This window comes from Mesorhizobium sp. 1M-11, from assembly GCF_001303895.1.
Lineage (GTDB): Bacteria > Pseudomonadota > Alphaproteobacteria > Rhizobiales > Rhizobiaceae > Mesorhizobium.
On the sequence record NZ_LJSD01000044.1, the window covers coordinates 1 to 22,436 of the forward strand.

Sequence of the window (22,436 nt, forward strand, 5' to 3'; positions counted from 1 at the left end):
TTCGGTGCCTGCGTGGCCGGTACCGGCAAATTCATCTGCATCGGCCTCAACTATGCCGATCACGCCGCCGAATCCGGCCTGCAGGTGCCGCCGGAACCGGTGGTCTTCATGAAGGCGACATCCGCCATCGTCGGCCCGGATGACGATGTCCTGATCCCGCGCGGCTCGCAGAAGACCGACTGGGAGGTCGAACTCGGCGTCGTCATCGGCAAGACCGCGAAATATGTCTCGGAAGCCGAAGCGCTGGATTATGTGGCCGGCTACTGCGTCGCCCACGATGTCTCGGAGCGTGCGTTCCAGACCGAGCGCTCCGGCCAATGGACCAAGGGCAAGAGCTGCGACACCTTCGGGCCCATCGGCCCGTGGCTGGTGACCAAGGACGAGGTCAAGGATCCGCAGGATCTCAAGATGTGGCTTACCGTGAACGGCGAGACGATGCAGAACGGTTCGACCAGGACGATGGTCTACGGCGTCGCCTTCCTGGTTTCGTATCTGTCGCAGTTCATGAGCCTGCAGCCGGGCGACATCATCTCCACCGGCACGCCGCCCGGCGTCGGCATGGGCATGAAGCCGCCGCGCTATCTCAAATCAGGCGATGTCGTCGAACTCGGCATCGAAGGGCTCGGCAGCCAGCGCCAGACGTTCCGCGCCGATAGCTGAGTTGGGTAGAACATGACAAGCATCACCGGCCTTCGCGTTTTCGACCTGCGCTTTCCGACCTCGCTGAGCCTCGACGGTTCGGACGCGATGAACCCGGATCCGGATTATTCGGCTGCCTATGTTATCCTCGACACCGACAGGTCAGACCTCAAGGGACATGGTCTGACCTTTACCATCGGTCGTGGCAACGAGATTTGCTGTGCCGCCATAGAGGCATTGCGTCATCTCGTCGTCGGATTGGACCTCGATTGGGTCAAGCACGACCACGGCCGTTTCTGGCACCACCTCACCGGTGACAGCCAGTTGCGCTGGATCGGGCCTGACAAGGGGGCCATGCATCTTGCCGTCGGCGCGGTGGTCAACGCGGTCTGGGACCTTTGGGCCAAGCAAGCAGGCAAGCCGGTCTGGCGGCTGGTCTCGGAAATGAGCCCCGAGGAGCTCGTGCGCATCGTCGACTTCCGCTATCTCACCGATGCGATCACGCCCGCCGAGGCGCTTGAAATCCTGAAGAAAGCCGAAGCCGGCAAGGTCGAGCGTATCGCGACGCTCGAGCGTGAAGGCTATCCCTGCTATACCACTTCTGCTGGTTGGCTCGGCTATCCCGACGATAAATTGAAGCGCCTTTGCCAGGAGGCGGTGGACCAGGGATTCAATCACATCAAGCTGAAGGTGGGCCGCGACCGCACCGACGATATCCGTCGCCTTCGGATCGCTCGCGAGGTCATCCGGCCGCAACGCTTCCTGATGATCGACGCGAACCAGGTCTGGGAAGTCGATCAGGCGATCGACTGGCTGAAGGACCTCGCCTTCGCCAAGCCCTATTTCATCGAAGAGCCGACCAGCCCCGACGATGTGGCCGGCCATGCCAGGATCCGCAAATCGGTAGCGCCGATCAAGGTCGCCACCGGCGAGATGTGCCAGAATCGGATCCTGTTCAAGCAGTTCATCGCCGGCGGCGCCATCGACGTGGTGCAGATCGATTCTTGCCGAATGGGCGGGCTGAACGAGGTGTTGGCGGTGCTGCTGATGGCGGCCAAGTTCGATCTGCCCGTCTGGCCGCATGCGGGCGGCGTCGGCCTGTGCGAATACGTCCAGCATCTGTCGATGATCGATTATGTTGCCGTCTCCGGAACCAAGGATGGGCGTGTGATCGAGTATGTCGACCATTTGCACGAGCATTTCCTGGATCCCTGCGTGATCGCAAACGCTGCCTACATGCCACCTACGACGCCGGGGTTTTCGATCGAGATGAAGGAAACGACACTGGATAGTTATCAGTTCGAGGGCTGATCGACGCCGGCATGAGCGGCGAGCATGGTCGACGGCCGCAGCTTCAGCTTCGTCAGCTCCAGCGCATCATCTTCGGACAACACCTCCGGACGTCGTGGACAGGAGTCTATATCAACGGTTCGTCTTTCTCCGGCCGCGACCAAAATGGATTCCATCACGTCGAGAACGTGGCTTGCAAGCACACCCGAGGAGCGATGCGGCTTGCCAAGCAGGATGGCGCTCGACATTTCCGCGACGCCAAGCCCGCGATAATTCGCGAATTGCTGCGATGGATCCCCCGACGGGGACCAGTTCGGACGACCGAGCGGAGCCGTGTCGCTTCCCCTCACATCCCACGCGCCGCCGTCCATTCCGATCGAAACCGAACCACCATACGTGTCTGGGTCGGGGACCAGCATGGTGCCGGCATTTCCATGGATTTCGATCGACTGGCGCCCATGAAGCCTGACATCCCAACTGAACATGGCATTGACGATAGCACCGCTGCGAAATTTCAGGAGCGCCATGATGGTCGTCGGCGTTTCAACAAGGATGCGCCGCCCCTGTTGCGGGCCGGCCGCTGTGACGAGCCGCTCCCGGAACCCCGTGCTCGCTTCGGCCTGGACACTGGCGACCGGACCCAGAAGGTTCACAAGGGTCGTCAAGTAGTAGGGGCCGATATCGAGGACGGGTCCACCGCCTGCCTTGAAGAAAAATTCGGGATTGGGATGCCGATGCTCCATGCCCGAGGACAGGAACATGCAGACGCCGGAAGTGACCGTTCCGATCTCTCCGGCGTCGATCACGCCGCGAGCCAGCCTTCCGCCCGCGCCAAGAAAAGTGTCCGGCGCGCAGCCGAGCAGAAGAGAGCGGCTCCTCGCCTCGGCCACAAGGGCGCGCCCCGTAGCGGCTTCGACAGCCAGGGGCTTTTCACTAAAGACATGTTTGTCTGCGCTCAAGGCATCCCGCGTTACGTCGGCATGGCTTGCAGGCGGGGTCAGGTTGACGACGATGCCGATATCGTCACGCTTCAAAAGCTGGTCGACATCGAGCGCCTCGATACCGAATTGAGCCGCACGGCGCACCGCGGCGTCCCTGTTGCGTCCCGCGCAAGCGACGACGCGAACTCCCGCAAACAAATTGAGATTGCGAAGATAGATTGAAGAAATGTCACCCGTACCGATGACCCCTACCCCGATCCTTTCCATATCTATCCGGCTCTCCTTGGCGGCTTCGTGGCGGCGAATTTGTTGAAGCGGCAGCCGGACTGGGGCTCCATCTTCAATCTTGCGTCTCCGAGGCACGATAGGCGGCGCCGATCAGCCCGGCGTCGTCTCCAAGTTCTGCCCGAACGATCTCGGGAACGGGATGTCCCGACAGAATACGCTCTTCCATGCTGCGCACGATTTGCGGATGCATCAGGTCCAGTGCTTTTGACACCCCGCCCCCAAGCACGATGCGCTGTGGCGAATAGAGATGCTGGATATTGGCGAAGCCAGCCGCCAGCCATTCCGCCTCAATGCTGAGAATGGCCAGCGCCGCGGGGCACTTTTCCCTGGCGGCGCGGCTCACATGTTCGCCGGTCGGCGCATCTTCTCCCGCCACTTTCGCCAACAAGGACGAGGGCGCTTTTTCAATCGCCGCCTTGGCGGCGCGCGCCAGTGCAGTGCCCGAGGCCACGGCCTCCCAGCAACCCTGGCGCCCGCATGAGCAAACAGCCGAATGGTCCGTTATGCGCGTGTGCCCGACTTCGCCGGCAAGGCCGCGAAAGCCGCGTATCATTCTGCCCTCCGCCACGATCCCGCCCCCAATGCCCGTGCTGACGGTTACATAGGCGAAATTCGAAAAGCCTTTGCCGCCTCCGGCACGCCACTCGCCCAGTGCTGCCACCTTTGCGTCGTTTTCGAGAATCACGGTCAAGCCCGTGCGATCAGAGAGGATCTTTTCCAAAGGCACGCTGTTCCATCCCGGCAACGCCGGAATATCGAGAACCATCCCCTTTTCGCCATCGAAGGCTCCGGGAACGCCAATGCCGATCGCCACCGTATCCCGCTGGCGCACTGCACCGACAAGCGCCTCCATTTGAGCGACAACGGCCTGCGGGCCGCCAAGCCGATCCGTCGTGGCATGACGCCGGTCGAGCATTGTCCCGTCGAGACGCGCCGCCGCCACGCGAAGCTGTGTTCCTCCCAGATCGATTCCAATGAAGGATGGCTCAGGCATGATTGCTTTCCTGGCTGGAGCGGAAAAATCGGCGGCGCGCCGTCTTCGGGATCGGTCCTGGGGCAATGCTTGCGCTTGCCCCAGCAGTTCCGGCTAGGCGGTAACCTTGGTCGTGAAACGCGGCGAGCCAATGCCTTGCGGGATAAGGCGGCGGGCTACAGCTATGTTGAAGTTCTGCAAAGCGAGCAGCATGCTCATCGCCGCACCGAGTCCGGCGCCCACAGGCAATTCGACATGTGTGCATCCATCGATCGCCGTGCCGCCTGAAGCGTCAAACAGGACCACATTGCAACCGCCCTCGACGGATGTTTTCGCCAGTTGCGCAACGCCCGGCGCATCGCAGGCCGCACTGCGCAACAGGAGGACAGCCAGACCGGGGCGCAGGACTTCGAATGGTCCGTGTCTGAATTGACCGCCTTCGAAGCCGATGGTCGGGACGCGGGCCAGTTCCATAAGGGACAGCGCCGCGCTTTCCGCAACGCCGGCCATGGAATGACGTCCTGAGAATATGTAGGCGTCGGACCCCGCCAGCGCTTCGTCCACAGCCTCTATCGAGGCGGGCGCAGTCGCGAGAGCCGCGCGCAGTTGATCCTGTGGCGCCCCAAGTGCCTCCAGGACGGCCCCATGCATGGCTACCGTCAGAATGATGGAACGGGTCGCCGCAAACGCATGTTCGGTGCCGCCTGCCGCCGCGATGAACGCCTTGACGTTCTTCGCCAGCGTGCTGCCGCTTTCCAGAGTCAATCCGAAACGCTCCTCCTGGCCTGCCGGTGTCCGGAGAAGCTCGACGATTTCCCCGGACTCGCCAGATTGCGATACGATGACAGCCGTTCGAGGTCCGTCCGGCAGCGGAGACATCAGAACCTCGGATGCATTGATCGCGCGGGTGTCGATCCCAAGGTCGCGATAGAGCGGTTCTGCGATCCGGTTGACGTGCTGCGATCCTCCCATTGCATAAAGAACAAGTCTTTTCGTACGGCGAATGCTTTCGGCGATCTGTTCCGCGATCGGCCCGGCGGCTTCGAGCGTGGCCAGTGCATCAGAGCATTGCCGGCCCATTTCGACATGCATCAGATCAAGGCCGGGATGTTGGGACATGATGGAACTCCATTCAAAGAAAAGCGAAAGACAGATTGTGAGGGCGTGGCGGCGCCGGCCTTCAAGGCGATCCAGGCGCACGCTGATCCGCGCTTCCGGGGCGCCCCCGATGAGAGCGCGCCCGGCGGCTAAATTCTGCCCATCTATTTACCGGCGCCTCCGAGCAAGCCGCGCACGAAGGATTTCTGGAACACGAGATACGCAACCATCACCGGCAGAATCGACACGAGCGTCCCCGCCATCAATGGCCCGTATTCGACCTGAAGACTGGACGCGAAGCCCGAGATCTGAACGGTGACGGGGCGCGATTGATCGCTCGATGTCAGCGTTATCGCAAACAGCAGGTCGTTCCAGATCGCCCGGCTTTGAATGATTGCAAGCGCCGCGAGGCCCGAGGTCGAGGCGGGCAGCAGAAGCTTCCAGAAGTAACGGGCGGGACCACACCCATCGATGAGCGCCGCCTCGTACATGGAGCGCGGAACGGAGGCGAAGAAATTGCGCATGAAGAATGTGCAGAATGGAACCGCATAAGCAGTATGCACGAGCCACATTCCTGCGATGGTGTCGTACAGACCAAGCCCCTGGACAAGGAAGAAGAGCGGGATCTGTACGATCTGGAACGGTACGAGCATGCCGGTCAGCAGAATAAAATATACGAACTTCCCCCCTGCGCCTCGCATATAGGCGAGCGGATATCCGGCCACCGCTCCGATCAGGATGGAAAGCGCGACCGCTGGAACGGTGATCGCAATGGAATTGATCAGGCCGCGGCCCATCCGCGAGAAGGCGATCGAATAATTCTGCCAATAGAATTCGCCCGGAAAGGAGAGCACCTGGGTCAGTTCCGGAGGCGACTTGAAGGATGTCAGGACGGCAATGACGAGCGGCGCCATGAAGATCACGGCGAAGACGACAAGGACCGTTCTGGTCAGCGCGGTCTGATGTTGTTGCAAGGCGGCACTCATTATTCGGCCTCGCTGTCTTGCACACGGCTCGACATGTAGAGGATGTAGGGCATGATCACGACGGCAGCGATCAGCAGCAGGTAAACCGACACGGCGCTGGCGCGGCCCATCTCGAAGCGGCCGAACGCCAGATCGTACATCTGGGTCGCCAGCACCTCCGACGAATAGGCAGGCCCGCCCTGCGTCATCGCCCAGACGATGTCGAACAGGCGCATGGCGTCGATGGCCGACATTCCGAGAACGATGATGGTGGATGGCCAGAGCAGCGGGAAGCTGACTTTCCAGAAAATCTGCCAGGACGTGGCGCCCTCGATGCGCGCCGCCTCGATGCATTCAGTTGGAATATTGCGCAACCCGGCGAAGAAAACGAGGAATGCGAAACCTGTCGTCCACCAGGCGACCGCACCCATCAGCGAAGCATTGACGACCGCGGGGTCGCCCAGCCAGTTTTGCGCCGCCCAGCCCAGGCCGGCGAGATCGAGCACTGTGGTGATCAGTCCGTTTGTCGGCTCATACATCCAGCGCCATATGGCGGCCACGGCGACGGCGGGGATGGTGAAGGGCAGAAAGAATATTATCCTGTAGACGCTTTCGCCGCGGATGCCACGATCGAGGATGGCGGCGAGCATGAGGCCAATACCCGTGGGGACAATGAGCATGAACGCGACCCAGGCTATGTTGTTCAGGACGGCGTTGAAGAAGCGGGGCTGGGCGAGCAGCGTCTTGTAGTTTTGCAGGCCGACCCAGCGCATGTCCGGCGAGAAGCCGTCCCAGCTGTGCATCGACAGATAGACGCTTGAGATGATCGGATAGACATAGAACGTCGCGAACAAGGCGACGGGCAGCGCGAGAAACGCCAGATGCGTACGCGTTGTACGGGTGGGAATCCATTCGCGCGGAATCATGCCGGACCCTTCGATGCCAAAAATAGGAGCGGCTCCTCGCGAGCCGCTCCACGACTCTTACCAAGCTATGAAGGCCTTGTTGGCCAACGCTTCCTGGCGAAGCCCCTCAAGAGTCGAGATCACCTCGGCCTTCGTGGCATCCGAGGGATCTATGGCGAAACGCTGGATCTGGTTGCCGAGTTCTGTTCCCAGTGCGGTGGGCAGGAGGAAGAAGAGGTTCGGCAGGACGGCGTCTTTCGCCGAAGCGTCGGAAAACTGCTTGGCCAGCTTCGCGCCGGCATAGTTATAGACCGAAGCGTCCACTTTCACATTGGGTGCGAGCGAGCCCTTCGGCACCGCGAAGGCCGCCTGCCCCTCCGGCGATGCGGCGGCGACGAGGAACTGATTGGCCGCGGCTATCGTCGCCTCGGGGCCGGCGGGAACGGCCAGCACATCCATCTGGAAGACCGACTTGCCGACTGTGCCGGGCGCCTGGAAGAGATCGAAACCCTCGCCGCCCTTGAAGCCTGCTTGTTCGAAATAGGCGGCGACCCACGCTCCCATCATGAACATGCCCGTCGAGCCGTTCACGACATCGTCGGCGGTCTGCGTCCAGGTCTTGCCACTCCAGTTCTTGGCGTAGCAGGGGATCATCTTGTCGCGATAGAGATCGAGAGCCTTGGAAAATTCCGGGCTGTCGAAGCCCAACTCGCCGCGTGCGATCTTGTAGTAGCCTTCCTCGCCGACGATCGAAACAAGCGGCGAATAGAAGTTGTAAAGGCTCCAGAACGTGCCGCCCGCATTCCCGAGCGGCTGGTATCCCGCCTTGGAAAGGGCGGAGCAGGCCTTTGCGAAGCTGTCCCAGTCGGTCGGCACCTCAAGCCCCAGCTCCTTGAAGAGCTTGACGTTGTAGAAGACGTTGTTGATCAATGAGAGATCGAACGGGACACCGTAAGGCTGGCCGCCGATCTTCACGACCCTTTGCACGCCGGCGGGAAAAATCTCGTCCCCCTTGATCTGTTCCCAGACGTCCGGGATCGGATGCAGGCGGCCGCCATCCACAAAGGCTTTGAGCTCGAAGGCCATCGAGCTTTGATAGGCTGCCGGCGGGCGGCCACCGAGAAACGCGGTCTGCAGCTGGCGGCGCAACTCGACGACGTTGCCCGGAACGACGACGCCTGTGAATTTCGCGTCCTTCGCTTGGCTGTTGCTGTAGTCGATAAGCGCGTTCATGCCGGCAAGTTCGGAACCTGCCGCGTAGTAGTGCCATACCTCGAAATTGTCCTGCGCATAGGCGGATGAGCCCAACAGAGCCGTCAACGCCATCGCGCCAAGAAAAGTGGATTTACTCATGACCGGACCTCACCATTGCGCGCCCCTCGAGCGCCTTAAATAATCTTCTTACAAGAAAAATACTGCGACACAGAGACAGGCCTTGTCAACACAGCCAGCGCGTGGCCACCGATAAATCTGAAAAGAAAATGTCCAGAATCACGCGCAAATCGGCATAAATACGTTTAATTTCAAATGGTTAAAGAAATTCCTCCGAAATATCCGCTATTTGCGCCGGCTGTGAAGCTTCGCTTTTTTAGCTTGACCATCAGCCGTTTTTCCAACTATTTTTCTGTCAAATAGAAAAAGATACACCAATGGATCGTTCCTACCTGCGGCGCTATCACGCCAACGCAATATTCCATCGGATCAGGCTTATCCCGTTGATTTCCCAGCGTGAAATCATCGAGCAGACAGGTTTCGACAAATCCGTCGTTTCCTCGATCGTCTCGAAATTCACAGAGATGGGACTGATAGAACGGCAGAGTAAGCCTGACGCCAACCGCCGCGGACGACCGTCGGAGGGGTTGCTCATTTCCCCCGCGTCGGGGCTTCTCGTGGGTGTGGAGATCGAAGCCGACGCCGTGGGTTTTGTCGTGTGCAGCCTGGACGGCTCCATACTGACGTCAAAAATCGAACCGTTCGATGGCGACCTCGGCGGCATTCCGCAATTCCTGAAGCGCGGCGTCGCGGCGGTGGTCGAGGCTTCCGGTTCGAGCGCTCCGGTGCTCGGCCTCGGGGTATCCCTGCCCGGCCTCGTCAACAGCGACGGCACGCTGGTTCACGTGCCTGTTCTCGGATGGCGGGACGTCGACATACTGTCGCATCTCCAGTCGGTCACCGACGCCCCGGTATTCGTCGGAAACGACGGCAAAGCGGCTGCGATGGCCGAGCGCATGTTCGGGGCCTGCACCGATATCGACGATTTCATCTACCTCTTCTCCGGCTCGGGTGTCGGCGGCGCGCTCTTTCTCGACGGCAAGATCTATGGCGGCGCAGACGGTCTCGCCGGCGAACTCGGGCACATAAAGGTTGTGCCCCAGGGACGGTTCTGCTCCTGCGGAGCGTCTGGCTGTCTTTCCGCTTACCTCTCGGAGCCCGCCCTGTTGCATGAGATCGAGCGGCTGGGTGGCAAGGCCCCCGCCGACTTTTCGTGCATCCTGGAAGGAGCGGAAGGCGGCGACGAGATCATTCTGAACGTTCTCGATCATGCCGGCGAGGTTCTGGGGTCCGCGGTTTCGAGCCTTATCAATGTCTTCAATCCGCCTGTCGTTCTGCTCGGCGGCAATCTGTCCCGTGCAAAGGCCTATCTCGGCGCGTCCATGCAGCGGGCGCTGATACGCCTCGCCCATCCGGCGATGTACTCGCGCAGCACCGTCCAGTTTTCCAAGATATCGGAAGGCATGCCCTTGCTGGGCGGCGTCGCCATAGCGCTCGATGGCGTCACCAGCCTCGACGGTCCTCACGTCTTCAAGTGACGGGCGCCCAATTCCCTTACTCATCAAGGTTTCACAATGCGTATAGCCATCGTCGGTCTTTCCATCGAGGTCATGTTGTCTTCTCCCATCCAGACCGGGAAGGAGCTCCTGCAGGAATATTCCGCACAGGAGATGCGCGATGGCGACCTGTGGATGGTGCGCGGCATGCTGGCGAGGCTTGCCGAAAGCGCTGCGTTAGAGGCGGTTCCGCTTTATTGGGTCACTGCACTGCCGGGCGGCGCCATGACAGGCAACGCATACGGAGCAGTCAAATCGAGAACCCTCCAGCTTCTGGAGGAAAACGGCCCTTTCGACGGCGTTCTCGTCGCCAATCACGGCGCGCTTGAGGTCGAGGGGCTTGGCGTCGACGCGGACACCGACTTTATCTGCGCCATTCGCGATCTCGTGGGACCTGATGTCCCGGTCGGCGTCGCGCTGGATCTGCATGGCGACATGACGCCGGAACTCCTATCCGCGGCGACGGTGTTTTCCGTCCTCAGAACCGCGCCGCATCGCGATGACCGTGAAACGGGTTATCGGGCGGCCGATCAATTGATCACGGTGCTGGAGAAGGGCCTGAAGCCCAAGAAAGTCGCCGTCAGCGTTCCGATGCTCGTTCCCGGCGAGACGGCGATCACAACGCAGGAGCCTGGCGGCGAGCTTTATGGAAGTCTGCCCGGCTTCGACCGCGTTCCGGGAATGATGGAAGCCAATATTCTTGTCGGTTTCGCATGGAACGACAGGCCGTGGACAAGCCTCACGGCCTTTGCCGTCGCCGAGGACGACGCCGCCGTCGCCAGGGAACAAGCGATCGCGCTGGCGCGCAGCGTCTGGCGCAAGCACACTGAATTTATCCCGAAGATGGAGACATCCGGGATCGCCGAGGGGCTCAAGCTCGCGGCGGAGACGGCCGAGGCCCCTGTCTTCGTTTCCGACTCCGGCGACAATACGACCGCGGGCGCCGCCGGAGATTTGACGACTGTTCTGCAGGCCGCGCTGGATATGCCGTCGACCCCGGACATCGTGGTCGCCGGGATCACAGCCCCGCAAACGGTCGAGAGGCTCTTGTCAGCCGGTGTTGGCGCAGAAGTGGAGATCGTGCTGGGCTCGGAGCATCTGTCACGCCCCCGGACCCACAGAACTGTCAAGGCTGTCGTCGAGGCCAGCGGAGAATGGCTGGAGCTTGGCGGGTTCCAGCCCTATCGTTCCAAGGAAGCGGCGTGGGCGAAGGTTCGCATCGGAAGCGTCGTTGCCACCTTCCATGCACAACCCATCGGCGTCACGACTCCCGGCCATTTCGCGGCCATGGGCATCGATCCACAGAACCACAAGGTCTATGTCGTCAAGCTCGGATACCTGCATCCGCAGCTGGAGGATGTGGCCGCGCGGCACATCCTGCTTTTGAGCGACGGAACCTCTCAGCTCGACATGACGAAGCTCGAATGGAAGCAGCTCCCTCGCCCGACATGGCCACTCGACCGCGATTTTGAATGGTCGCCCGAGCAAGCGCTCTATGGCGACACAGCCTGATCCGTTGAGGCCACCACGAGAAAAGGAAGACGCAGATGGCCAGCGTAACACTTGAAAAACTCAGGAAGTCATACGAGGCGTTCGTCACGATCCACGATATCGATCTGGATATCGCTGACGGCGAGTTCATCGTGCTCGTCGGTCCGTCGGGCTGCGGCAAGTCGACGACGTTGCGAATGATCGCCGGCCTCGAGACTATTTCCAGCGGTCAGGTGATGATCGATGGCAAGCGCGTCAATGACCTGCAGCCGGGCGAACGCGACATCGCGATGGTCTTCCAGAACTATGCGCTCTATCCGCATCTCAGCGTCGCCGACAACATCACGTTCGGGCTGCGGCTTCGAAAAACCGGCAAGGCCGAGATCGACGAACGCTTGAAGCGCACAGCCGAAATCCTCGGCCTTCAGGATTTGCTCGGCCGCAAACCCCGCCAGCTCTCGGGGGGACAGCGCCAGCGCGTGGCGATGGGCCGCGCACTTATCCGCAATCCATCCGTGTTTCTGTTCGACGAGCCTCTCTCCAACCTCGACGCCAAGCTTCGGGTGCAGATGCGCACCGAGATCAAGGAGCTCCACTCCCGTATACCCACAACGACCGTCTACGTGACCCATGACCAGATCGAGGCCATGACGCTCGCCGACCGAGTGGTCGTCATGAACAAGGGGCGGATCGAGCAGATCGCCCCACCCGAGGAACTCTACAGCAATCCCGCGACACGCTTCGTCGCCGGATTCATCGGCTCTCCAGGCATGAATTTCTTCGATGCGACGATCGTCGCCCACGAAAAAGAGATTAGCATACGGCTCCCCGACAACCAGACGCTGTCCGTCCCCGAGACCCGGGCCGAACTATTCCGCCCGCACACAGGCAAGGCCATGGTGGTCGGCGTCAGGCCAGAACATTTCAGCGTCGTTGCGAAGGAAGGACGCGACACGCTGAAAGTCGAAACCGCGCTGGTGGAACCGCTGGGGATGGATACGCTGGTGCACTTCAAGATTGCCGGCCTCGACGTTGTTTCGCGCCTCATGCCGATTCCGGGGCTGAAGGCGAACACGCCGTTGACGTTGAACGTGGACATGTCGAAGATTCACCTGATCGATCCGGCGAGCGACAGAGTCCTCGGATAGTCGATGCGATTGCTGTCCCGGCCCGATTTCCTGCGCGTACTGGCCGCCATTGCGCCGGACCCGGTCCTAGGGTCGGTGGCGATGAACACGCCGGCTTATGTCGGCACGCGTATTCGCGAAGCAAAAGGGCCTGACGTCGTTGTTGCCATAGAGGCCGGCTTGCAGTCGCTCGGAGAACGTTCGGAGCGATTGCACGGGAAGCCACTTGCAGAGCTGGACGAGACCGCACTGTGCCACCTGTTGACGGACGTGCAGGGCATCCCGTGGTTCGTCGCGCTGTGCCGATGGTCGGCGGAAGCCATCTACGCGAATCCCGCCAATGGTGGGAACCCGGGCGGGTTGTCGTGGCTCGAAGTCGGCTACGCACACGGGATGCCGGAAGGCCCCGACGGGCCAGCCAGAATTTCGCCGGCGCCCGAACCCGAACGGCACTTCGACGACCGTTATGACGCGATCGTCGTGGGCGCCGGCGCCGGCGGCGCAATCGTGGCCGGGCAGCTTGCCCTCGCCGGACGCAAGGTGCTGCTCGTGGAACGAGGCCGGCGCCTGGATTACATGAATGCCGGGCATCGCGATCATTTGCGCAACCATCGGCACCCCGTGTACGGCCACAACACCGGACCGGATCTCGAAGACGGGTTCAGGGTCCTTGTGCGGCCGGACGGAACCGAAGAGCTGGCAGAGCCGCATATGGTCGAGTTCGGCAACAATGCGGCCTGTCTCGGCAGCGGCACGTTTATCTATGGAGGGCTCGCCTGGCGTTTCCATCCCGATGACTTTCGCATGGCCAGCAAATACGGCGTGCCGGCAAATTCGTCTTTGGTGGACTGGCCCATCGGTTATGACGATCTCGAGCCATGGTATGAGATGGCCGAAAATGAAATCGGCGTCAGCGGACATCAGGGACGGCTGCCGCACGAGCCCTGGCGCAACCGCTCGCTGCCGATGCCTCCCTTGCCCCGCTATGAAAGCTCCAGGGTGCTGGCGCGCGGCGCCGAAGCGCTGTCGATCGAAACCTTCGCTCCGCCGCTTCTTATCAATTCACTGCCGCGCGCCGGCCGCGACGCCTGCATCGAATGCGGAACCTGCGTTGGCTTCCCCTGTCCGTCCGACGCCAAGAATGGAACGCAGAACACGATCCTTTCGCGCGCGCTGGCCAGCGGCAATCTCACGATCGTCGCCGAGACGACGGCAGAACGAATTGTGACCGACGCGTCAGGACGCGTGACTGGCATCGCGCTCGCCTGGGATGACGAGGCGTCAGGGATTGTCCGGTGCGAAGTACGATCCGGGATTGTCGTGCTATCCGCCGGCGCGATCGAAACCGCCAGGCTTCTGCTGTTGTCGGCCACTAGTGAGGAACCGAACGGCATAGGCAACAATTCGGGTCATGTCGGGCGCCACCTGCAAGGGCACACCTACCCGACCGCGTTCGGACTGTTCGACGAAAACGTCTATGCCGAACGCGGTCCGGGTGTAACCATCGCCACCACCGCTTACGTCCATGACAATCCCGGCATTGTCGGCGGCGCCATTCTCGCCGACGACTTCATCATCCCGCCGGTGATTTTCTGGGATCAGGCTTTGCCGCCAGACATCCCGCGCTGGGGTCAGGCCGCACACGATTTCATGCGGAGGAACTACCGCCGCGTCACGCAGCTGAAAGGCCCCGTCCACGAAATCCCGTCACCGGATTGTCGAGTGACGCTCGACGCCCGGGTAACCGACAAGTGGGGACGGAAAGTTGCCCGGCTCTCCGGCGTTGTTCATCCGGAGACGCAAAAGGCCGCCAGCCTTCTGCTCGATCGCGCGAAACAATGGCTGAAGGCTTCCGGCGCCTCACAGGTGTGGGGATACGCGCCACCCCCTCGCCTGTCTGCTTCTCAACATCAGGCCGGGACCTGCCGCATGGGCGTGGACCCCAAGCGATCCGTCACCGATCCCTACGGACGTGTCTGGGGTCACCAAAATCTCTTTGTCGCGGACGCCGCGCTGCACCCCACCAATGGCGGCTTTAATCCCGTTCTGACGATCATGGCGTTAGCGTTCAGATCGGCAGACCAAATAAATAGACATCAGTAAGCACCGCCACCTTCACTAGCGAGATGGATCGGCCCTAAGGTTCGACACGCTCGAACTCCAGAGCAAATACAGGCTCTTCCAATCGGCGGATAAACCGCAGCGGACCCACGCTACAAAACTGCCGGTCATCCCGGTGATCTGCATTCTCCAGCGGTATGTGTCTCCTTCGCAACGGATCGCACCCTGTTCCTCCTTGGGATCAAGGGACCGCGTCACGCTCAAAAAATGAGAAGCAGGATTGCACTGTTATTTCTCTTGTTGTACGAACGTTCAACAAGAGAAATCTGCGAGTGCGCGCAATGGTGCGAACCGACTTTCCCTTCGCTGTGGACACCTTCGATCCGCTATGGATTGCGCTCTCCGACGGCACGCGCATTGCAGTCACCCTGTGGCGTCCCCGAACGGAGGCCCAGGTCCCCGTGGTCGTCGAGATGGTGCCCTACCGCCGCCGCGACGGCACGGTGGCGCGCGATCTCGATATCCACCCTTATCTCGCTGGCCACGGCATCGCCTGCGCACGCATCGACATTCGCGGTAGCGGCGATTCCGAGGGTGATCTCGCAGATGAATATCTGCCTCGTGAGCAGGAGGACGCCTGCGAGATCATCGCCTATCTCGCAGCGCAATCCTGGTGCAACGGCAATGTGGGCATGACCGGCATTTCCTGGGGCGGCTTCAATGCGCTCCAGGTCGCCGCTCGCCGCCCACCCGCATTGAAGGCCATCATCACGCTCTGCGCCTCGGACGACCGCTACAGCGACGACATCCACTACATGGGCGGCGCGCTTCTGACCGAGCAGGAGATGTGGTCGAACTTCATGCTGGTGAAGAATGCGATGGCGCCTGATCCGCAGGTCGTCGGCGACGCCTGGCGCGCCATGTGGGAGCGCCGCCTCACCGCCACCAGTTCGCTGTCGGAGATCTGGCTCGCGCATCAGCGTCGTGATGACTATTGGCAGCAAGGTTCGGTTTGCGAAGACTACGCCGCGATCGAATGTGCCGTTATGGCCGTCTGCGGCTGGGAGGACAGCTACTCGAATTTCGTGCCGCGCCTGCTGGAACACCTGCCGGGACCCAGGCTCGGCATCGTCGGACCGTGGTCGCATGTCTATCCTTGCCGCGGCGCTCCAGGTCCGCTGATCGGCTATCTGCAGGAAGCACTGCGCTGGTGGCGTCACTGGCTGTGCGGCGAGGAAACCGGCATCATGGCCGAGCCGCTCTACCGCGTGTGGGTCACCGGCGAGGAGCGGCCGCAACCTTTCTACCTGCCCGATCATGCCGGCAGTTGGGCGGCAGAGGACCAATGGCCGTCGCCGCGCATCGAACGTCGCCGGCTGCATCTGAATGCCGGTGGATTGAGCCACGAGGCCGTGCCCGACGGCATGCTTTCCGTGCGCTCGCCGGCGACCGCCGGACGCGACTGCGGCCGCTGGGGCGGCTATGGCGGCAGTTGCCCCGACATGCCGATCGACCAACGGCGCGAGGACAGCCTGGCGCTCTGCTTCGACACCGCGCCGCTCGACGGCGATCTGACCCTGCTTGGCGCGCCAGAACTGGATCTGCTCGTCACCGTCGATCAGCCCCATGCCAATCTCGCCGTCCGGCTGTGCGACGTCTATCCTGACGGCACCTCGGCGCTGATGACCTATGGCGTGCTCAACCTCAGCCATCGTGACAGCCATGAGCATCCCGCGCCCTGTCCCGTCGGAACGCCTTTCCCGGTACGGCTGAAGCTCAACGATTTTACCCGCACGGTGCCCAAAGGCCATCGCATCCGGCTGGCACTCGCCAATCAGCACTGGCCGATCCTGTGGCCGCAGCCGAAACTGTCGACGCTGTCGGTTGCAGGCGGCCAAAGCATGCTGACGCTTCCGGTGCGTCCGCCATCGCCGCGCGACCGCGATGTGCGATTCGAACCGGCCGAGACGGCGCCTCCCGTTCCCACAACGACGTTCGACGAAGGCTTCGACCGCCGCATCGTCACGGATGATGTCGGCGATGGCCTGCAGACCATTGCATTGACGTCCGACCATGGCCGCAGGTGCTATGACGATCGCAACATCACGATGTCCTCGGCCAACAGCGACACGATGAGCATCCGCGCCGACGATCCGCTGTCGGCGAAGCTCGTCACCGAATACCGTTGGGCCATAGCCAGCGCCGATGCCGACACCGAGGCGACGGCACGCACTGAACTGACAGCCGACGAGACACATTTCAACCTGAGCTGGCGCATCGAGGCGCGAGAACGAGGCAAGCTCGTGCACAGTGCCTCGGCGACGCGGCGTATCAGGCGCGATTTCGCCTGAGGAAACGGGAGGGGAGCATGCTCGCATACGCAATCAAGCGCATCGGTCTCGGCCTCCTGATCCTCGTTCTCGTCATGGTCGCCATGTATGCGGCCGTCTTTCTCGTACCGGGCGATCCGGCAAGCGTGGCGCTGGGCCCCCGCGCCACACCGGAGCTGAAGCGGCTGCTGATCGAGCGCATGGGGCTCGACCAGCCGATCTGGTGGCAGATCGTGGAATTCTTCCGCAACGCCTTGACGGGCAATCTCGGCTACGACGTCTGGTCGAACCGGCCCGTCTCCACCCTGGTCATGGAGGCGCTGCCGAACACGCTGATCCTCGGGCTCACCGCGCTTGCCGCCGCTCTTGTCATCGGCGTGCCGCTCGGTTGCCTGTCGGTGATGCGGCGCGGCACCGTTGCCGATGCCGTCATCGGCGTGCTCTCGGTCGGCGTCATCGCCGTGCCATCCTTCGTCGTTGCCATCTATTCGCTGCTGGTGTTTGCGGTGACGCTGCGCTGGCTGCCGGCGATCGGAGCGGGTGAGGCCGGTGACATCGCCAGTCAGGCCAGGGCGCTGGTCTTGCCGGCGCTCGCCATCGCGCTCGGCTGGATCGGCTATATCGCGCGCATGGTGCGCGCTTCGATGATGGAGGTGATGGGCGAACCGCATATCCGCACGGCCCGTTCCTTCGGCCTGCCGGAATGGAAGATCGTCTCCAAATACGCATTGCGCATCGCCATCATCCCGACCATTTCGCTGGTCGCGGTGGGCCTCGGCAGCATCCTCTCCAGCGCGGTCTTCGTCGAGGCGGTATTTGCCCGTCCCGGTATCGGCAAGCTGATCACCGACGCCGTCAACACCCGCAACTATCCCGTCGTCATGGGCACGGTTCTGGTCATGACGGCCATCTACGTTTCCATCACCATAGCCGCCGATCTCCTGATCGCGCGGCTCGATCCGAGGGTCCGCGATGTCTTCCGTGGCTGACGCTTCGGTCTCAATGCCAGACCGACAACGATTTCCGCTGTTGCGTGCCCTGCTTGCCGACCCATTCACCTGCGTGGCGCTTGTCCTCGTTGCCGGTTTCCTCCTCACCGCCGCCTTCGCGCCATGGCTGGCACCCTATTCACCGGTCAAGATCGACGTGCTGCACAAACTGCAGCCGCCTTCGAGCACGCACTGGCTCGGCACGGATCATCTCGGCCGCGATCTTCTGTCGCGCATCATCTACGGCGCGCGCACCGTACTGACGATCGCCATCGTGTCCGTTCTCATCGCAGGCGCGATCGGCCTGCTGCTCGGCTTGATTGCCGGCTACGGACCACGCTGGCTCGACGCCATCCTGGTGCTGACCTTCGACAGCCTGAATTCACTGCCGATGATCATGTTCGCGCTTGCCATCATCACCGTGCTCGGCGCCGGCACCGGTACGCTGATCATCGTCATCGCCGCGACCTCGTTCCCGAGCTATGCCAGGCTAATCCGGGCGCAGACACTGGCATTGAAGAACAGTGATTATATCCTGGCCGAGCGCCTGCTCGATGCGAGTGCAGCGCGCATCATCTTCATCCATCTGTTGCCCAACGTCGTCGGGCCGCTGATCATCCTTCTGTCGATGGACATTCCGGTCGTGATCATGGTGGAGGCCGGTCTCAGCTTCCTCGGCCTCGGCGTCCGCCCTCCGACGCCGTCCTGGGGCTCGATCCTCTATGACGGCTACACCAGCATCCGCTCGGCGCCATTCATGGTCATCTTCGGTGGCATGCCGCTGGTGCTCGCCACGCTCGGCTTCACCTTCCTCGGCGAGGGTCTGCGCGACTATCTCGACCCGCGCCTGCAATTGCGGAGGCCGGCATGAGCGGATCGCTTGCCGCCAGCAATCTCAGCGTCCGCTACGAAACACCGGGCGGCAGCGTGCATGCGCTGCGCCATGTCGACATCGAGGCGCATCCCGGCGAAGTCATCGGCATCGTCGGCGAGAGCGGTTGCGGCAAGTCCACGCTGGTCACCGCCATGGCCAACCTATTGCCGGCCAATGCGAGGATCGACGGCTCCATTTCCTGGAACGGCATCGAGCTGGCGAAGCTCGACGCCCACCGCCAGCGCCTGCTGCGCGGCGACGAGATTGCGCTGGTAAGCCAGGATCCCATGACGGCGTTCAACCCGGTGCTGACCATCGGCGACCAGCTCGTCGACTTCCAGCATCACCGCAAGGACCTCGGCCGCGCCGAGAAGCGGGCGCGGATCGCCGCGATGCTCGGCCGCGTCGGTATCTCGGATGCCGAGCGGCGCATGCACAGCTATCCGCACGAATTGTCGGGCGGCATGCGACAGCGCGTGGCGATCGCCGCGGCGCTATTGACCGACCCCGGCCTGCTCATCGCCGACGAGCCGACGACGGCGCTCGATGTGACGATGGAAGCGCAGATCATCCATCTGCTGCGCGAACTCAGGCGTGACTACAACGGCATCATCGTCATCGTGTCGCATCATCTCGGCGTCATCGCCGAGCTCTGTGACCGGGTCTATGTCATGTATGCCGGCGAGGTGGTCGAGAGCGGCGAGGTCGATGCGATCTTCCACGACGCCACGCACCCTTACACGCAGGCGCTGCTCGCCTGCGACCCCGCGCGTTTTCAGCAGAAGCTGGACAGGTTGCCGACCATCCCGGGCATGCTGCCGAACCTCACACAGCCGCCGTGCGGATGTGTCTATGCGCCACGCTGCGACCGCGTCCTGGCATCATGCGGCACAGTCGCGCCGCCGCTGGTGGAGCTTTCCGCCTCGCATGTCGCCCGTTGTCATGCGGTGAGCTCATGAACCCGCTTCTGACCGTCGAGGACCTGTCGGTCAGCTTTGTCCGCAAGGGCCTGCTCGACCGCCTGATCGAACTGGAGCCCCTGCCCGGCTTCAACATCATCGATCGCGTGACGCTGTCGCTGATGCCCGGCGAGACGCTTGGATTGGTCGGAGAATCCGGCTCCGGCAAAACGACCCTTGCCCGCAGCATCCTCGGTCTTGTTCGCGCCACCGCCGGCCGCATCGCGTTCGAGGGCAAGGACGTGGCCACGCCGGCCGATTTCCGCGCCATGCGCCGACGCTCGGCGATGATGTTCCAGGACCCGATCGCGTCGCTCAGCCCGCGCCTGCGCATCGGCACGCTGCTCAGCGAACCGCAGATCATCCAGGGCGTGCCGACGCCCGACCGTCGCGCCGCCGCCGCGGCATTGCTTTCGCTGGTGGGCCTTCCCTCGTCCTTCGCCGACCGCTTTCCGCACGAATTGTCGGGCGGACAGGCGCGGCGGGTCGGTGTCGCCCGAGCGCTGGCGATGAAACCGCGTCTGCTGCTAGCCGATGAGCCGACGGCCGGTCTCGATGTTTCGGTGCAGGGCGACGTGCTCAACCTGATCGGCGAGTTGAAGCGCCAACTCGGTTTTGCCGCCATGATCGTCACCCACAACCTGGCGATGATCCGTCACGTCAGCGATCGTCTCGCCATCATGTATCTCGGCCGGCTGGTCGAGACGGGACCGACACAGGAGGTGTTTTCGGCCCCGCGGCACCCTTACACGGCAACGCTCATCCAATCCGAGCCGCTGCCCGATCCGCGCCGGCGCAGCCACGGCCCGGCCGTCAGCGGCGAGATCCCGAGCGTGTTCCGGCGACCTTCCGGATGCGAATTTCACACGCGCTGCCCGGCCGCCCAGCCGCGCTGCGGCGCAGAGGCGCCGGCCTACCGAGAGGTCGGCGCTGGCCGCATGGTGCGCTGCCATTTCCCGCTGGAGACAAGCGGGCAAGAACAGGAAGCCTTCTCACGCGCTTCCGCCAACAAAAAGGGGAAAACGACATGACGCAATGGAACATCGACAGACGCGCGTTTCTGAAAGCAGCCGGTGCGCTGGGTATCGGCATGGCGATGAAACCCGGCTTCGCCTGGTCCGCGGCCGACGATACGCTGCGCATCCGCATGGAAGGCGACCTGCAGACGCTCGACCCGGCCTTCATGAACGGCGGTATCGAAGACGTCATCATGCGTGGCATCTATGTCTCGCTGAACCGCTTCGGCGATCTGAGGGAAGGCTCGCCCTGGTCGCCGTGGGGAGCGGAGAAACTCGAGCAGAAAGATCCGAAGACCATCGCCTTCACCTTGATCGACGGGCTGAAGTGGTCGAACGGGCTCGGCGCGGTCACCGCCGAGGACGTGAAGTTCTCATTCGAGCGCATCGCCGACAAAACCCTGTCATCGCCCTGGGCCTACCAGTTCGAGAAGCTCGACCGCGTCGAGGTCGTCGACGCCCGCAACGGCATCATCCATCTGAAAGACCCGTACCAGCCGATTTTCGTGACCAGCCTGCCTTACTATGGCGGACACATCATCAGCCGCGCCGGCACCGAAAAGGCGGGCGGCAAGTTCACCACCGAACCACCGGCGAGCTGCGGTCCTTACATCCTCAGCGACTGGCAGCAGAAGCAGAAAGTGACGCTGACCGCCAATCCGGACTGGCCGGGACCGAAGCCGGATTTCAGCAAGGTCGAGATCTATATCGTCGCCGACGATCAGGCCGCACAGCTGGCCTACGAGGCCGACGCCTTCGACTATACCAAGATCACCACCTCCGCGGCCAAGGCGGTCAAGGCGAGCCCGCCCGCCAAAACGACGGTCATCGAGGCGCAGTCGACCAGGTATGTCTGGCTGACGATCAATATGCTCAGCCCGCGCCTCAAGGATCTCAAGGTGCGCCAGGCAGTGCAATATGGCGTCGATGTCAGCCAGGTCCTGACGGGGGTCTATGACGACCTTGCCAAACGCTCCACCGGCGTCGTTCAGCCCGGCACCAAATTCGCACGCGCCAGCAATTTGATCGCGGCACCCGACTATGAGAAATCCGCGGCACTGCTCGTTGAAGCCGGTGTCAGCGACCTGTCGCTGACACTGACCGTCATGAACGATTCCATCCGCGCGGCGACCGCGCAGATCATCCAGGCCAGCCTCGAGCAGGCCGGCATCAAGGTCGAGATCCAGCCCTATGACGAGGCGGCCTATTGGGGCGTTGGCGACAAGACGCAGGGCGACGGCTACAAGAACATCGACCTTGCGCTGATGGATTTCGCCGGTGGCGTCGACCCCTCCGAAAACCTGGTGTGGTTCCGTCCCGATCAGATCGGGGCCTACAATTGGTCCGGTTTCGACAGCCCCGAATTCGAAACCTCCTACCAGAAGCTGACGGCGGAAAGCGATCAGGCCAAGCGCATCGCGTTGTCCAATCGCATGGAGGATCTGATGGAGGAATCCGGAGGCTTCGTCTTCATCTGCCACCAGCCCCTGGTTGCCATCCACAGGACGGATTTCGAGCCGGTCATCTATCCGGACGGTCACCCCAATCCGGTTCTGTTCAGGAAGAAGGCCTGATCGCCTCCGTGGACAGTTCGGTGACGATCGATTAGAGCTTGATCCCGAAAAGCTGCAGACTTTTCGGACAAAGATCATGTGCTAAAAC

Annotated in this window: 18 protein-coding genes; 12 read left to right on the forward strand and 6 right to left on the reverse strand. The window is 62.2% G+C overall.

Annotated features, from left to right (window positions below):
* Positions 1-660 (forward strand): fumarylacetoacetate hydrolase family protein (locus AO692_RS18905; RefSeq protein ID WP_054311605.1); only part of this gene is annotated, 660 nt, incomplete at its 5' end.
* 12 nt (positions 661-672) lie between these two features.
* Positions 673-1,950 carry an L-fuconate dehydratase gene (locus AO692_RS18910; protein ID WP_054311606.1) on the forward strand — a complete coding sequence of 426 codons (1,278 nt, stop codon included), beginning with the start codon at positions 673-675 and terminating at the stop codon, positions 1,948-1,950.
* Here AO692_RS18910 and AO692_RS18915 read toward each other — a convergent pair.
* The 6 genes from AO692_RS18915 to AO692_RS18940 form a co-directional block, all read right to left on the reverse strand.
* A complete protein-coding gene (locus AO692_RS18915) occupies positions 1,935-3,137 on the reverse strand; it encodes a Gfo/Idh/MocA family oxidoreductase (protein ID WP_082407444.1) in 1,203 nt (400 codons plus the stop codon). The genes AO692_RS18910 and AO692_RS18915 overlap by 16 nt on opposite strands.
* Before the next feature lie 73 nt (positions 3,138-3,210).
* Positions 3,211-4,152 carry an ROK family protein gene (locus AO692_RS18920; RefSeq protein WP_054311607.1) on the reverse strand — a complete coding sequence of 314 codons (942 nt, stop codon included), beginning with the start codon at positions 4,150-4,152 and terminating at the stop codon, positions 3,211-3,213.
* 93 nt (positions 4,153-4,245) lie between these two features.
* Positions 4,246-5,250, reverse strand: coding sequence for an aminotransferase (locus AO692_RS18925; protein ID WP_152979885.1), 1,005 nt, complete (start codon positions 5,248-5,250; stop codon positions 4,246-4,248).
* 143 nt (positions 5,251-5,393) lie between these two features.
* Entirely contained in the window at positions 5,394-6,203 is an 810-nt protein-coding gene (locus AO692_RS18930) for a carbohydrate ABC transporter permease (protein WP_244483408.1), read from the reverse strand.
* Positions 6,204-6,214: 11 nt separating this feature from the next.
* Positions 6,215-7,120, reverse strand: a complete 906-nt coding sequence (locus AO692_RS18935) for a sugar ABC transporter permease (RefSeq protein ID WP_054311610.1) — start codon at positions 7,118-7,120, stop codon at positions 6,215-6,217.
* 57 nt (positions 7,121-7,177) lie between these two features.
* Positions 7,178-8,452, reverse strand: coding sequence for an ABC transporter substrate-binding protein (locus AO692_RS18940; RefSeq protein WP_082407445.1), 1,275 nt, complete (start codon positions 8,450-8,452; stop codon positions 7,178-7,180).
* Positions 8,453-8,748: 296 nt separating this feature from the next.
* On the opposite strand from AO692_RS18940, the gene AO692_RS18945 reads away from it, so the two are divergent.
* From AO692_RS18945 to AO692_RS18990, 10 genes are all read left to right on the forward strand, one after another.
* Positions 8,749-9,909 (forward strand): ROK family transcriptional regulator, encoded by a 1,161-nt coding sequence (locus AO692_RS18945; RefSeq protein WP_054311612.1) that lies wholly within the window; start codon positions 8,749-8,751, stop codon positions 9,907-9,909.
* Between the two features lie 36 nt (positions 9,910-9,945).
* Entirely contained in the window at positions 9,946-11,439 is a 1,494-nt protein-coding gene (locus AO692_RS18950; protein WP_054311613.1) for a M81 family metallopeptidase, read from the forward strand.
* Positions 11,440-11,474: 35 nt separating this feature from the next.
* Positions 11,475-12,566 (forward strand): sn-glycerol-3-phosphate ABC transporter ATP-binding protein UgpC, encoded by a 1,092-nt coding sequence (gene ugpC / locus AO692_RS18955; protein WP_054311614.1) that lies wholly within the window; start codon positions 11,475-11,477, stop codon positions 12,564-12,566.
* A gap of 3 nt (positions 12,567-12,569) precedes the next feature.
* Positions 12,570-14,648: a GMC oxidoreductase gene (locus AO692_RS18960; RefSeq protein ID WP_244483409.1), complete on the forward strand. Its 2,079-nt coding sequence runs from the start codon at positions 12,570-12,572 to the stop codon at positions 14,646-14,648.
* 299 nt (positions 14,649-14,947) lie between these two features.
* The gene (locus AO692_RS18965; RefSeq protein WP_054311615.1) at positions 14,948-16,957 is read left to right on the forward strand and encodes a CocE/NonD family hydrolase; all 2,010 of its coding nucleotides are present in this window, start codon (positions 14,948-14,950) and stop codon (positions 16,955-16,957) included.
* Between the two features lie 17 nt (positions 16,958-16,974).
* A complete protein-coding gene (locus AO692_RS18970; protein ID WP_054311616.1) occupies positions 16,975-17,925 on the forward strand; it encodes an ABC transporter permease in 951 nt (316 codons plus the stop codon).
* Positions 17,926-17,965: 40 nt separating this feature from the next.
* Positions 17,966-18,796, forward strand: coding sequence for an ABC transporter permease (locus AO692_RS18975; protein WP_244483410.1), 831 nt, complete (start codon positions 17,966-17,968; stop codon positions 18,794-18,796).
* Positions 18,793-19,758, forward strand: coding sequence for an ABC transporter ATP-binding protein (locus AO692_RS18980; protein ID WP_054311617.1), 966 nt, complete (start codon positions 18,793-18,795; stop codon positions 19,756-19,758). Before AO692_RS18975 ends, AO692_RS18980 begins: the two co-directional genes overlap by 4 nt.
* Positions 19,755-20,789 carry an ABC transporter ATP-binding protein gene (locus AO692_RS18985; protein WP_082407446.1) on the forward strand — a complete coding sequence of 345 codons (1,035 nt, stop codon included), beginning with the start codon at positions 19,755-19,757 and terminating at the stop codon, positions 20,787-20,789. The genes AO692_RS18980 and AO692_RS18985 overlap by 4 nt, the downstream gene beginning before the upstream one ends.
* Positions 20,786-22,348: an ABC transporter substrate-binding protein gene (locus tag AO692_RS18990; protein ID WP_054311618.1), complete on the forward strand. Its 1,563-nt coding sequence runs from the start codon at positions 20,786-20,788 to the stop codon at positions 22,346-22,348. The genes AO692_RS18985 and AO692_RS18990 overlap by 4 nt, the downstream gene beginning before the upstream one ends.
* Positions 22,349-22,436: the final 88 nt, after the last annotated feature.